Annotated in this window: 18 protein-coding genes; 14 read left to right on the top strand and 4 right to left on the bottom strand. The window is 43.2% G+C overall.

The window, feature by feature from the left end; all coding sequences use genetic code 11:
- The first annotated feature begins 75 nt into the window (after positions 1 to 75).
- The 5 genes from AB3G73_RS00600 (at position 76) to AB3G73_RS00580 (ending at position 5,357) form a co-directional block, all read left to right on the top strand.
- Positions 76 to 507, top strand: coding sequence for a hypothetical protein (locus AB3G73_RS00600; protein WP_195649240.1), 432 nt, complete (start codon positions 76 to 78; stop codon positions 505 to 507).
- Between the two features lie 149 nt (positions 508 to 656).
- Entirely contained in the window at positions 657 to 1,292 is a 636-nt protein-coding gene (locus AB3G73_RS00595) for a DedA family protein (RefSeq protein ID WP_004305686.1), read from the top strand.
- A gap of 78 nt (positions 1,293 to 1,370) precedes the next feature.
- Positions 1,371 to 2,018, top strand: a complete 648-nt coding sequence (locus AB3G73_RS00590) for a DUF47 domain-containing protein (RefSeq protein WP_004325331.1) — start codon at positions 1,371 to 1,373, stop codon at positions 2,016 to 2,018.
- A gap of 15 nt (positions 2,019 to 2,033) precedes the next feature.
- Positions 2,034 to 3,050 (top strand): inorganic phosphate transporter, encoded by a 1,017-nt coding sequence (locus tag AB3G73_RS00585; protein ID WP_004305685.1) that lies wholly within the window; start codon positions 2,034 to 2,036, stop codon positions 3,048 to 3,050.
- Between the two features lie 51 nt (positions 3,051 to 3,101).
- Entirely contained in the window at positions 3,102 to 5,357 is a 2,256-nt protein-coding gene (locus AB3G73_RS00580; protein ID WP_148364546.1) for a cation:proton antiporter, read from the top strand.
- A gap of 33 nt (positions 5,358 to 5,390) precedes the next feature.
- Here AB3G73_RS00580 and AB3G73_RS00575 read toward each other — a convergent pair whose 3' ends face one another.
- The gene (locus AB3G73_RS00575) at positions 5,391 to 5,543 is read right to left on the bottom strand and encodes a hypothetical protein (protein WP_320983288.1); all 153 of its coding nucleotides are present in this window, start codon (positions 5,541 to 5,543) and stop codon (positions 5,391 to 5,393) included.
- Between the two features lie 740 nt (positions 5,544 to 6,283).
- On the bottom strand, positions 6,284 to 6,496 hold the full coding sequence (locus AB3G73_RS00570; RefSeq protein ID WP_007837487.1) for a hypothetical protein: 213 nt from the start codon (positions 6,494 to 6,496) through the stop codon (positions 6,284 to 6,286).
- A 65-nt stretch (positions 6,497 to 6,561) separates the two neighbouring features.
- Between AB3G73_RS00570 and AB3G73_RS00565 the strand changes: the two genes are divergently transcribed.
- Positions 6,562 to 7,146: a hypothetical protein gene (locus AB3G73_RS00565; RefSeq protein ID WP_005816332.1), complete on the top strand. Its 585-nt coding sequence runs from the start codon at positions 6,562 to 6,564 to the stop codon at positions 7,144 to 7,146.
- Positions 7,147 to 7,161: 15 nt separating this feature from the next.
- Complete coding sequence (locus AB3G73_RS00560; RefSeq protein WP_004319908.1) at positions 7,162 to 7,344, top strand: hypothetical protein; 183 nt, start codon at positions 7,162 to 7,164, stop codon at positions 7,342 to 7,344.
- Between the two features lie 607 nt (positions 7,345 to 7,951).
- Here AB3G73_RS00560 and AB3G73_RS00555 read toward each other — a convergent pair.
- Positions 7,952 to 8,137, bottom strand: a complete 186-nt coding sequence (locus tag AB3G73_RS00555) for a hypothetical protein (protein ID WP_005816330.1) — start codon at positions 8,135 to 8,137, stop codon at positions 7,952 to 7,954.
- 36 nt (positions 8,138 to 8,173) lie between these two features.
- Here AB3G73_RS00555 and AB3G73_RS00550 point away from each other — a divergent pair, with 36 nt between their 5' ends.
- A complete protein-coding gene (locus AB3G73_RS00550; protein ID WP_004319910.1) occupies positions 8,174 to 8,560 on the top strand; it encodes a single-stranded DNA-binding protein in 387 nt (128 codons plus the stop codon).
- Positions 8,561 to 8,915: 355 nt separating this feature from the next.
- On the opposite strand, the gene AB3G73_RS00545 is transcribed toward AB3G73_RS00550, so the two are convergent.
- Entirely contained in the window at positions 8,916 to 9,230 is a 315-nt protein-coding gene (locus AB3G73_RS00545; protein ID WP_224204806.1) for a hypothetical protein, read from the bottom strand.
- An 882-nt stretch (positions 9,231 to 10,112) separates the two neighbouring features.
- Here AB3G73_RS00545 and AB3G73_RS00540 point away from each other — a divergent pair.
- The 6 genes from AB3G73_RS00540 (at position 10,113) to AB3G73_RS00515 (ending at position 12,950) form a co-directional block, all read left to right on the top strand.
- Positions 10,113 to 10,667: a hypothetical protein gene (locus AB3G73_RS00540; protein ID WP_005816324.1), complete on the top strand. Its 555-nt coding sequence runs from the start codon at positions 10,113 to 10,115 to the stop codon at positions 10,665 to 10,667.
- Positions 10,655 to 10,906, top strand: coding sequence for a hypothetical protein (locus tag AB3G73_RS00535; protein ID WP_007837480.1), 252 nt, complete (start codon positions 10,655 to 10,657; stop codon positions 10,904 to 10,906). Before AB3G73_RS00540 ends, AB3G73_RS00535 begins: the two co-directional genes overlap by 13 nt.
- A gap of 47 nt (positions 10,907 to 10,953) precedes the next feature.
- Positions 10,954 to 11,310: a helix-turn-helix domain-containing protein gene (locus AB3G73_RS00530; RefSeq protein ID WP_007837478.1), complete on the top strand. Its 357-nt coding sequence runs from the start codon at positions 10,954 to 10,956 to the stop codon at positions 11,308 to 11,310.
- A 53-nt stretch (positions 11,311 to 11,363) separates the two neighbouring features.
- A complete protein-coding gene (locus tag AB3G73_RS00525) occupies positions 11,364 to 11,789 on the top strand; it encodes a single-stranded DNA-binding protein (RefSeq protein WP_005816321.1) in 426 nt (141 codons plus the stop codon).
- A gap of 119 nt (positions 11,790 to 11,908) precedes the next feature.
- On the top strand, positions 11,909 to 12,664 hold the full coding sequence (locus tag AB3G73_RS00520; RefSeq protein WP_234070389.1) for an AAA family ATPase: 756 nt from the start codon (positions 11,909 to 11,911) through the stop codon (positions 12,662 to 12,664).
- A 7-nt stretch (positions 12,665 to 12,671) separates the two neighbouring features.
- Complete coding sequence (locus AB3G73_RS00515; RefSeq protein ID WP_005816317.1) at positions 12,672 to 12,950, top strand: plasmid partition protein ParG; 279 nt, start codon at positions 12,672 to 12,674, stop codon at positions 12,948 to 12,950.
- The last annotated feature ends 168 nt before the right edge of the window (positions 12,951 to 13,118 follow it).

Raw genomic sequence — 13,118 nt, 5'->3', positions numbered from 1 at the left:
ATCACTGATATAATTGTTAATTATGCTTGTGAATATGTATTTCATATAAAAATAGTTTCTACCTTTGCGGCGGTTATGATGAAGTACATATTTTGTATACTATTAGGCGTATTTCTGTGTTGGGGATTCCATCTGATTTCCGACGAAGCACAAGAGGCATACCGGTTAGAAGCCGGTAGTAACGGCATACAAACCTATTCCAATTCATACACCTCTAAAGCTAGCATTATACAACTGGATCAAGAACAGAAACTAGTCAAGACAAAAGAATACGCCGGAAAGCAAAATTACAATAACGATAACGGCGTTTTAAATCCATTTTCCTTCCGCCACCTCTCTCCCTTAAAAATACTAAGATTCAATATTCCTTCTGTCACTATCCGCATGCTAAGCTCGCTAAAGATTCAACTTCCTCAAAATCAATGGACAGGTTTTTCATATTATACCAATCTTTTTAAATATTCCGATAGATATCATATCTATTCATTAGGACACATACTCATTTAGCCATTTTATATCTTTTTTCGGCATAGGACAATTCAAGTCTTTTATGCCCCACTTTCTGTTTGCATCCACCATTTGAGTGAAAAGAAAATTCACTATGGTCTGGAAGCCTATAACATTCTTTCATTACAATAATAACCAAAGTATATAAAATGGACTTTTTATTGGATTTTATACTTCATATCGATCAATATATGGTGATGATTGTGCGTGATTATCATGCCTGGACATACGCCATCTTGTTTTTTATCATCTTCTGTGAAACCGGATTAGTGGTCACTCCTTTTCTTCCCGGTGATTCTTTACTCTTCGTTGCAGGAGCCATTTCAGCATTACCCGATATGCCCATCAGCGTGCATATACTTGTCATTATCTTATTTGCCGCTGCCGTATTGGGCGATTCCTGCAATTACATGATAGGACATTTCTTCGGTCGAAAGCTGTTTAATAATCCCAACTCCAGGATATTCAAACAAAGTTATCTGGAGAAAACACACGAGTTCTATAAAAAGTATGGTGGGAAAACAATTATTCTAGCCAGATTTGTCCCGATAGTACGCACATTTGCACCTTTCGTAGCAGGAATGGGAAAGATGAATTACTACTATTTTATGATGTATAATTTAGTTGGTGGTGCGCTCTGGGTTGCCGTATTCTGTTATGCAGGTTATTTCTTCGGCGACCTTCCGTTTGTGCAGGAAAACCTGAAGTTACTGATTGTAGCCATCATATTTATCTCTGTATTGCCTGCCATTATAGAGGTAGTACGTGCCAAACTAAAATCTTAAAAACAGCAAACCATAATCTGTATTCATTTGTTACTAATATAAATAGAGAAGAAAAAACAATTTAAAGTTTTTACACTTATGAAAAATTCTTTTTTTAGCCGGTTTACTCCAAAGGAGCCCAAATTTTTCCCTTTACTGAAACAGCTATCAGAAGTGCTCTGCGAAGCATCAGTTGTTTTAATAGAAAGCTTGCAACATGACTCACCTACAGAACGTTCGGACTACTACAAAAAAATCAAAGATCTGGAACGGGAAGGCGACAGACTGACACACCTGATTTTTGATGAATTAGGTACTACCTTTATCACTCCTTTCGACCGCGAAGATATTCATGACTTAGCTTCCTGCATGGATGACGTCATCGACGGAATAAACAGTTGTGCCAAACGAATCTCTATTTACAATCCCCGTCCTATTTCAGAGAATGGCAAAGAGTTGAGCCGTTTGATTCAGGAGGAAGCGATCTATATATGCAAAGCCATGGACGAACTCGAAACATTCCGTAAGAAACCGACTCTTCTCCGTGAATATTGTTCCAAACTGCATGAAATCGAGAACCAGGCGGATGATGTATACGAATTCTTTATCACCAAACTTTTCGAAGAGGAAAAAGATTGCATTGAACTTATCAAAATAAAGGAGATCATGCATGAACTGGAAAAAACGACCGATGCCGCAGAGCATGTAGGCAAGATTCTCAAAAACCTGATTGTAAAGTACGCATAAAGCAAGCCGGAACACATGGAATTATTAGTGACTATCATCATTCTGGCTCTGATATTCGATTATATCAACGGCTTTCACGATGCAGCAAACTCAATAGCTACCATCGTATCTACCAGGGTGCTTACTCCCTTTCAAGCTGTAATATGGGCTGCTTTCTTCAACTTCGTAGCCTTTTTCATTGCCAAATATATAATAGGTGGATTCGGTATCGCCAATACAGTATCCAAGACTGTGGTAGAGCAATATATCACCCTGCCCATTATATTAGCAGGAGTTATAGCGGCTATCACTTGGAACCTGGTTACCTGGTGGAAAGGGATTCCGTCTTCTTCCTCACACACCCTTATCGGAGGTTTTGCAGGAGCTGCCATTATGGCAAACGGATTTGAAGCAATTCAGCTTAACATCATTCTTAAAATTGCAGCCTTTATCTTTCTGGCTCCTTTTATCGGAATGGTCATTGCTTTCGGTTTCACCCTGTTTGTCCTCTACATCTGCCGACGCGCACATCCCCACACAGCCGAGCAATGGTTCAAGAGGTTACAACTCGTATCCTCCGCCCTCTTCAGCGTCGGACATGGCTTGAACGATTCACAGAAAGTAATGGGTATTATTGCCGCTGCCATGATAGCCGGCCATTCAATGGGATTGGGCATGGGCATCAACAGTATCAATGACCTTCCCGACTGGGTTGCTTTTTCGTGCTTCACAGCAATTTCACTCGGTACGATGTCCGGTGGCTGGAAGATAGTGAAAACAATGGGAACAAAAATTACCAAAGTAACCCCACTGGAAGGAGTGATTGCCGAAACAGCAGGTGCTTTCACTCTCTACATTACGGAAATGTTGAAAATCCCCGTTAGTACCACACATACTATCACAGGAGCGATTATTGGAGTAGGTGCAACTAAACGCCTCTCTGCCGTTCGTTGGGGAGTAACCAAAAGCCTCATGACTGCCTGGATTCTTACAATTCCAGTCAGTGGACTCTTAGCTGCAGCTATTTATTATATTGTTTCCATCTTTTTATAGATGGAAACATATTATCTATCAGGAATGTTATAATAAATAAACCCACACCTAATGTCACACTTGCCAACTTTGATTGCCGACCTTGCGCTGATATTAATATCGGCCAGTATCATAACCTTGTTGTTCAAATGGCTAAAACAGCCTTTAGTCTTAGGTTACATTATTGCCGGATTGCTGGCAGGTCCTTATATTAATATTTTCCCTACAGTGGGAGATATTGAGAATATCAATATATGGGCAGAAATAGGTGTTATATTCCTGCTCTTTGCACTCGGACTGGAGTTTAGCTTTAAGAAGCTCATGAATGTAGGTTCCACAGCTTTTATTACGGCTATCACCGAAGTAATCAGCATGTTACTCATTGGGTATTTGGTGGGACAATTATTAGGATGGGGCACCATGAATTCCATTTTCCTGGGAGGAATGTTGTCTATGTCATCCACTACAATCATTATCAAAGCCTTCAATGATCTGGAATTGCGTAACCAACGTTTTACCGGTATCGTATTCGGTACTCTGGTAGTGGAAGACCTGATTGCTATCTTAATGATGGTGCTTCTTTCCACAATGGCAGTGAGTCAGGACTTTGTAGGTGAAGATTTGCTGATAAGTGTGCTCAAGGTCGTTTTCTTTTTAATCCTGTGGTTTCTCATAGGTATCTTCGTTATTCCGGCTTTTCTCAAAAAAGCAAAGAAGTTGATGAATAACGAGACTCTTCTGATTGTTTCTCTCGGTCTTTGTCTGGGAATGGTAGTATTGGCTACTTATACAGGGTTTTCAACAGCACTGGGAGCATTTATCATGGGATCTATCCTTGCCGAAACTATCGAGGCCGAACACATCGAACATATCATACAACCGGTAAAAGACCTCTTCGGAGCTATCTTTTTCGTTTCGGTCGGTATGCTGGTGAATCCGGCTGTATTGGTAGAATACGCCTGGCCTGTCATCATCATTACACTGGTTACCATTATCGGCAAAGCCATTTTCTCTTCGTTTGGCGTACTCTTATCCGGAGAACCACTGAATACTTCCATCAAATCCGGATTCAGCCTGGCACAAATCGGAGAGTTTGCTTTCATCATTGCCGGACTGGGTGTTTCGCTCAAAGTGCTTGATCCGTTTATTTCACCTATCATTGTGGCTGTATCTGTTATCACCACTTTCACGACTCCTTACTTTATCCGTTTAGCCAATCCTTTTGCCGAATGGCTTTACAAAATATTGCCTACTAAAGTACAGGAGACATTAGATCGTTATGCTTCCGGCAAGAAGACCATGAACCACGATAGTGACTGGAAGAAATTACTAAAAAACATGATTGGGAGAGTTGTTATCTATAGCGTACTGCTCACTGCTATTTGGCTGCTGTCGATACAAATCATTTATCCCGCCATCAGCGAAATGTTTGCTCCTGTCACTGTATGGATCAACCTGGTGATGTGTCTGGGTACTCTTCTACTTATGACTCCTTTTTTATGGGCGCTCATCTCCAACAAATACAACTCTTCGGAATTATTCCTGAAGCTATGGAGAGACGAGAATTACAATCACGGACGCCTGGTTTCCCTGGTTCTGGGACGTGTATCTGTTGCTCTTTTCTTTATCACTAGTGTAGTCATCAGCTACTTTAAACTAAACTGGGGAATAAGTGTGATTATTGCCATAGCCGTGGTAGCATTGATTCTTATTCTTAGGGAAGACCTCACGCAATATTCACGATTGGAAACAAGATTCCTTGCCAATCTTAACCGACGGGAAGAGGTAGCTAAAAAACGGCACCCGCTAAAAACAAGTTTCAATAGCGAATTCAATGATAAAGACCTTGATTTGACATCTATCCTCGTATCGCCTTATTCCGATTACATCGGCAAGTCTTTAGGAGAACTTTCATTCAGGCAAAATTTTGGAGTAAATGTCGTCGCAATCACTCGTGGCGATCTGAACATATATATACCGAAAAGCTCTGAACACATCTATCCGCAGGATAAATTGACAGTAGTTGGTACAGATACGCAATTACAGGAATTCAGAAATAGAATAGAAGATGTAAAAAATACATCAGATATGGATGCAGTGGATAAAAAGATAACTCTCCACTCTTTCACGGTAGACGAAGAATTCCGCTTTTTAAATCAGACCATCGCGCAGTCTCATTTAGGAGAGAAGCATGACAGTATTGTTGTAGCTATTGAACGAAATGACGAACTGATTCCCCTGGATAAAGACACAACTTTCCAATTAGGAGATCTCGTTTGGATTGTGGGCAACCGGGAAAAGATTAGAAAAATACTGTACTTAACGTAATTGGTATCTAAGCCAGAATGGAATACATCTGCTTTACTTATCTAACATTCTATTTACAAAGTGAGGACGTGTGAATGGCTTACTTGGTCCTACAGTTGGTTTAGCACTGCGCGTTTGTGATCTAGTCTGCAAATCAAATACGGCAAACTCTTCATAAGACATTTCTTTATCCAAACTTCTTTCCATTATTTTATCATATATCGCTTTACGGGAAGGAGTATTAAAAGATAAGCTACATTTTCATTACCAGAAAATTTATTCGACAAATCTCCCTAAAAAAAAACGTACAGACTTTTTTTTGAACTTTCCGATATAGAATAATAGTCATTCAAAAATAAAAAGGGTTGAAAGTCTATGACTTTCAACCCTTTTCTATTATTTCAATCGTCTTATTCAGCGATTTTATTTCACTTCCTCAAATATAAAGTATATTGATAATCAGTTAGTTACTGTTATCAAGATACAAATGATATGCAAATGTAAGTATAAAACCATATAGAAAAAGTACAAATGGACATTACTTTGTATGATAACATCCTTTTCTACAGATTAAGGGTTAACACAATGTTATACTACTGATATTCAGCATATTGAAGCTGTTCTTCCTTGCATTCAACAAAGAGTGTTAAATTATATTAAATCCTACAGGGCAATTATGATTCGTGCAAAGATAATATTTTGCAGTCAAAGGAAGAAAGACTTCTTGAACCACTTCTATGGTTCTATACTTCTGTTTCTGACGTAAGCTGACCCGTACGGTTTTCGGGTTTTAGACGGACATATATACAGTTTACTTTAGGTTAGCATATATATAAGAGCTAACCAAGGTAAACTAAAGTGTTTTTGTCCTGTAGATACTGCACTTTGTGGACTCTTTTCTCCTTTGACTGCAAAAACCTCTTATAGCCTTATCTCCACCTATAACGTCACTTCACACTGCTGTACCATGCAGTCTGCCATGTACCACCCCATCGGGCTTTGATAAGAATTGTGTTGCAAAGGTACCTGTCATGGCGTTCATCCTGCAAGGTCGGTGCCTGTGGTTTGTCCGTGAAATCTCCACGCTCTGATTGTGGCAGAGGTAGTATTTGACGGCAAAACCTTGCATTGATGAGCCATAACACCTTTTGGGGCAACATAATTCTTTAATCAATCCCGATGGTAGTTGGTTCTACATAAGGGAAGAAAATAAAAATTTTATCTTATGGCTAACATTTGCGACACTCAGTACAAGGTGACAGGCTCACGCAAAGCCGTGGCAGACCTTTGGAACACACTCCAAGAGTTGGAGGTGAACAGTAATAATGTGTATCTGTATCTCTTGGCAGAACACTATGGCATTGACTACGAGAAGAAAGGCATCTCGGTGAGAGGACACATCTATTGGGCAGAGTATGAGGAGAACGTGGAAGACGATTATGCCCTCTTGTCCTTTGACACCGAAAGTGCTTGGTCTTCATGCGACTTGTTCTTTGAGGAGGTGAACAAGGCACTTGGCGATGAACTTTCAATCAGTTGGCGAGAGGTTGAGCCAGGTTGCGACATCTTCTATACGCACGATGAGAACGACTTCTTCCCCGAAGAGTGCTACGTCACTGCATACGGAGAACTCTTTGAGGATTGTGAGGGTGCTTACTCCACCTTTGGTGATGCTATCAAGTTGTGGTGTGAGAAGACTGGTGTCTCACAGGACGGAAGAAGCGAACAGAAGATGATTGACTTCATCAATGAATACGAGTATGAGGCAGAGGACACGAATTTCTGCATCAATCCAATCACATTCGGCTAACAAGGAGGAACGGATATGGCAACGATAGACATGGAGCAGTTGGACGGCGTTGTAGGGTGTTTCTGCACCTTGCTTTATCCCCGAAGAGGTCAGACAGAGGGAACGATTGTCGAGGACTTGGGTTGTGAGGTCATTGTCCAGCTCATCAACGGCAAGGAAGTGACGGAGTACAAGGATGATGTTGTCATCTGTGAATAATCAGGAGAGAGTCTGTTGGCTATGTGGCTTGCAGACTCTTTCTTCCTTTGACTGCAAAAACTCTTTTAGGACAATCCTCCAATGAGGTTATGGCTGTTGTAACTGAAATACCTTGGGAGCAAGTTGTGCGGTTTGCTCACTTGCTCCAGTCCTGTTATAGAAGCGATGCTTCGACACCTGTATAGCGATACGTCGCCAAAGTCCCTTCGCCGTTTTAAGCGTCTCTGTACCTTGTTATAGGAATGGTCATTTCGCCTTTTGGTTTTACTCGTCTGTCTTTTGCGACTCTTCCTTGTCGGACACAGAACTTGGTCTTAGCATGATGACAGTGCTATCGCCAATCCTCTGATGTCTGTCCTCTTTTGGCTTGATGCCTCTATTGCTAAGCTGACCCTTAGGCTTGTCGTTCATCGTGCATCAGTGTTCATGCTCCTCACTCTTCTGATGATACAGCTGTAAGGTCGGATTTCCCGCTTCGTTTCTCCAGGCATACAGCCATAGCAGTGCCCCTGTCTGTTGCATACGGATTGCCTCCTTGCTTACAACCTTTGTTCCATTGTTTGGCCCCGTCTTTTTCTGAATTGAGCTATTTGAAAGCCACTTATTTTTACCATGCAAAGGTAGCGTGATGCTGCGAAGGACTTCCTCCTTCTTGTGTGGCCGCTATCGCTGTGACCAATAAAATAGTGCGTAATCTTCCTTTTTCTCCCTTACCGCCAACGACAAAAAGAGTATTGCGAACGATTTTCATGGTGCTTCCCACATGGTGCCACATCCCTGCTTTTGAATGCATGTAAAAATTAAGTTTCACTTTTAAATTCAATTCAAAATGAAAAAGATCGAGAACAACTTCACAGTTTCAGGTTTCGTAGGTAAGGATGCAGAAATCCGTCAGTTCGCAAACGCCAGCGTAGCACGCTTCTCATTGGCAGTAGGCCGTCAGGAGAAGAACGGCGAGGAAACCAACCGCGTATCGGCTTTCATGAATATGGAGGCATGGCGCAAGAACGAGCACACCGAATCATTCGACAAGCTCACCAAGGGCACGTTGCTCACCGTCGAGGGTTTCTTCAAGCCAGAGGAGTGGACAGACAAGGATGGCGTGAAGCACTCCAGAATCATCATGGTTGCAACCAAGTTCTACGAGTGTCCCGACAAGGAGGAGACTCCTGCGGAAGAGCCGGCCAAGCCAGCAACCAAGAAAGGCAAGAAATAGCCTTTCCTCTCCATAACAAGGCGACCTTCGGGTCGCTTTTGTTTTGCTCAGGGACATCAATCTGCTGTTATAGCGTGTGATAATCTTCTCTAATAACAACCATGTGCATTTATTAACCATAACGGCAACGCCGTCTTCCTTTATTCTAACCACTTCGTCCCTCACCATTTGCGAAACGTCACCAAGATGGTTGGCATACAGATATTCCCGGCTGATGGCGACAAAGTCGCTATTAGCCAAGAAAGACAGTATGCCAAGGTCTGAACGCGAGAGGACTGCCATCTATGCCACAAGATGCCGAAGCCGAGGCTTCTGATAATTGTGTCCTTTACTGGCTATCCACTCGCCTTGATATTCAGACCGTCAATCTTGCGACAGCTTCACTACCCACCCACACCTGCTTTACTATTCTTCTTCTCTTTGACTGCAAAATATTTTCTGTTATAAGCGGTGGTTTCGTCCAAGTGCGTTGTATCGCTTCGCCCCACACCTTCAGAACGGCATTACTGTACGGACACCGCACGAATCCCATGTGACAGGCAGCCAACAATGTCACTATCAGAAACTGACACTTCTGATAACTGCCTTTATTGCTGTCTGGCTGTCCCATTATCGGGCTTCGGCAATGTCCGTGTAATGCCATTCTGCCCACCCATACCACCTTTACCACTAATCAACTGTTTTACAATTTCTCTTCTGCTATACAAGAGGCAGTTCTTGTCCACTCAGGCATATTGAATGTGGCAGACATGTCTGCTACGTCCAATCTGCCTCAGTGTCCTGCGGCAAGGACAAGGCACATTTGTCATGCTGACAGGAGTGCCCGATTTGTCCGTTGCGCAACTGTCTCTTCTTGCCTGATATACGTTACTATCTACTTCTAAATTATACTGCTTTGCCCCACGCCTTTGCGAAGCGTTACATGGTCTGTCGTCATACAGACATCCTTGGCTGATGGCAACACGTTGCTATTAGCCAAAGCTGACAGTATGCCGAAGTACCGACGCGAGAGAATTGTCTGTCCGTGCTACAAGCTATCAAGGCTGAAGCTTTGATGACTTGCATCCCGGTCAGCCAACACACTCGCTTTATGTCGGTACAGCAGACCTGCAAACACTTCACTGCCCACCCTTACTGTTTCAATCTTTCTTCTTACCTCTTTATATATAACACATCATTCCTCTTGCAGCCAATATCAATAATCTTCTTCCAATCAGCGCAGTGGTAGGCATATTTCCTGCAAAGTTAGCCGCGTCTGAGACAATCGTCAAATTCTGCTTGAGGTCTTGTGACTGTGAACAATCTTCCTTTTCCTCGGAAAAGAGTATTCTTCACACATAATTTGTCTTTATGTCTTTTCTTGCGGCTTGTGGGAGCAGAAAATATCCCTCCACAGGCTGAAAGGTCTCGAAAGGAGGGAAGAGAAAGAAACGGTTAAGCGAACGCAGAGGGAATTTATTCACTATGCTGAGCGTAAGTTTCTTCAACGTAGTTAAACAAGTCCAGCGACATGGGCGACAAACTTATTTGTATCACTAAAAATAGAAAGGCAATGAAGATTATCATCCTGCATGATGCTGACGCACGCATCGAGTATCTTGACGTAGCCGACCACCTTCTCGGCTCAGACATCGAGGAGTTCCTCACCAGACAGGGCTTCTCAGTGAACAACATCACATGGCTTGTCACATCGGCAGACCATATCCCAGTGGTTTACCACAAGTATGACATCGACTGCAAGACCGGCGAGGCAACCCACACCAAACGAGAGGCAGAACTGCAAGACCTCACTATCCACGGACAACTCCAGGCATTGCAGCACCGGGAGCAGGACGAGCTGAAAGCGGCTCTTCGCAAGTACGGCACGGAGGTGGACGGAGGCTTTGAGGTGCATTTCGAGGGAGAGCAGCCCATCGTGGCAGGTTATCTCTTTGACGAGCCTCGTGACATCGTCATAGACGCAGCACGTTTGGATGCCGACGGAAACTTGTCGCTTCTTGGAGAGGACAAGGAAGTGAGGGATGGACAATACGACATAGAGCCAAGCGACATATTTGGCGGTCAGTTGGACTATGTCACGTCGAGTATAGGTGCATGGATGAAGTAGGAGCATGTATGACCCAGTGCATCGTATATGACGAGACGACCAAGGAGAGCGAGACCTTTTGCTCATTGACCGCAGCCAAGAAGTGGATGCGAGAGCGCATCAAACAGAAGCATGAGGTAAGCGGACAGAAGTACAGAGTCTATTCCGACGGAGAGTTTGTTAATTGCGGCTCTATCAGTCTCACAGGCAGCAACAAGTCTTTTGTCGCCAATACAAGGCAGACGAAGAAAGGATATTAATAACAAGGTAACGGCAAGCCTAACCAACTTGCCACACATATATTGATATGGAAAAGCAAATATTGAGTTTTAATGACTTGCCATCAGCATTGTCATTAGTAATAAACAAGCTGGAGATTTTAGAAGAAAAGTTTTCCACACTAATGACTCAAATTCAGCCCGATAAGGGATTGGAATGGCTTAGTGTTTCCGAATTGAGTGAGTATCTCCCTACCCATCCAGTTGAACACACAATCTATTGTTGGACAAGCAATAAACAAATACCATTCCATAAGAAGGGGAAACGTATCATGTTCCTCAAATCTGAAATTGATGAGTGGATGCAAGATAACAAGAGTAGGTCACGAGCAGAAATTATGAATGAAGCAATAGCTTATGTTCAATCAACAAGAAAAGTCATTTAAATAACAAGGTAACGGCAAGTCTAACCAACTTGCCACTATAACATTTTCACATTATGATTTACACTCACACTATCGGACGCATCGGAGCAAAGGATTGCCGCGTCATCACAGGTACACACGGAACATTCATGGCTGTTGACATCGCAGTGGACGACTACAGTAAGGGCAAGCAAATCACCACTTGGGTAAGGGTGAAGAGCAGCAAGGAGAACCATATCCGTTTGGCTGAATACCTCACCAAGGGTCGTATGGTGCTTGTGGAAGGCACACTGACTTCTTCCATTTGGACAGACCGCAACGGAGAGAACCACATACAGCATAGCATCATAGCTGACTCCATCGCCTTTGTCAATGCAGGGAAGAAGGATGCAACCGACACACCTGCAACAAAGGCACGCAAGGCAGCCAAGGCAGAGGGCGAGGCTCCCGTACCGCCAGCCGATGCACCGCAGGACAAGAGCGAAGACCTTCCCTTCTGAGGGTAGTATCAACTGAGAGTAGTACGTACTAATCGTAGTAAATCCGCTTTTACTATGGTTAGTATGTACTATCAGTAGTAGAATAGTAAAGTAGTATTCACTAATAGTAGTATCATGTTATGACACAGATAATTGCAGTATTAAATCACAAGGGTGGTGTAGGGAAAAGTACGACCGCAGTAAGCCTTGCGGCAGCTCTGCAACTGAGTAAGAAGAACGTCTTGGCTATTGACATGGATGGACAAGCCAACCTCACGGAAGCCTTGGGATTGTCCATCGAGGAAGAACAGACAGTCTATGGCGCAATGTGTGGACAGTACACCTTGCCGTTGGTCAAGTTGCACAACGGCATCACCGTCTCACCCTCATGCCTTGACCTGTCTGCGGCTGAGTTAGAGCTTATCAGCGAGCCGGGACGGGAGCTTATCTTGAAGGGACTTATCACCAAAGCCATCGCCAAAGAGCATTTCGACTACATCATCATCGACTGTCCACCGTCATTGGGCTTGCTGACCTTGAATGCCCTCACCGCAGCCGACTACATCATCATCCCTGTTCAAGCGCAATACCTTGCCATGAGAGGTATGGCAAAGTTGATGGACATCATCCGCATCGTTCAGGAGCGGCTCAACCCCAACCTTAAAGTGGGCGGCATCGTCATCACCCAGTTCGATCGCCGCAAGACGTTGAACCGAAGCGTGAGGGAAATCGTCAATGACAGTTTTCACGAGAAGGTTTTCAAGACCGTCATCCGTGATAATGTGGCTTTGGCAGAAGCACCCATCAACGGCAAGACTATCTTTGAGTATAATCCCAAATCCAATGGTGCCAGTGATTATATGTCTTTGGCAAAAGAAGTGTTAAACTTAAAATAGCATAGCCATGAGCAAGAGCAGTATGTTGAAAGAGGGAATGAAAGGCGGTCTCAACGGACTCCTTTCTTCCACAAAGAAGCCGAGTAAGGAGCAGATAGTCACAGAAACTACACCAGCACCACCTGTGTCTGTTTCTGAGACTACCGAAGTGCCGGTGCATTGCAATTTCCTTATCAACAAGAGCATCCACACGAGGATGAAGTACCTCGCCATCAAGAAAGGGATGTCCTTGCGTGATATTGTCAATGAGGCAATGACAGAATACCTAAAGCGGCATGACACATGAGTGCCGCGCGGTATCATCGCCGAACAGACGATGATACCGCTATCTCTTCTATAAACAGACTTTACTATCCGTAGTATGGTAGTAAAAACTATTCGACTATTATACTATTCGTAGTCGATACTACTTTTAGAAAATACTATCCAACTCATTTTTAGGGCAATAGTTTTC

The organism is Bacteroides sp. L008, from assembly GCF_040812255.1.
Taxonomy (GTDB): Bacteria; Bacteroidota; Bacteroidia; order Bacteroidales; family Bacteroidaceae; genus Bacteroides; species Bacteroides vicugnae.
Note: the sequence above shows the minus strand (reverse complement) of the source record. Positions and strands in the feature narration are given on the sequence as shown.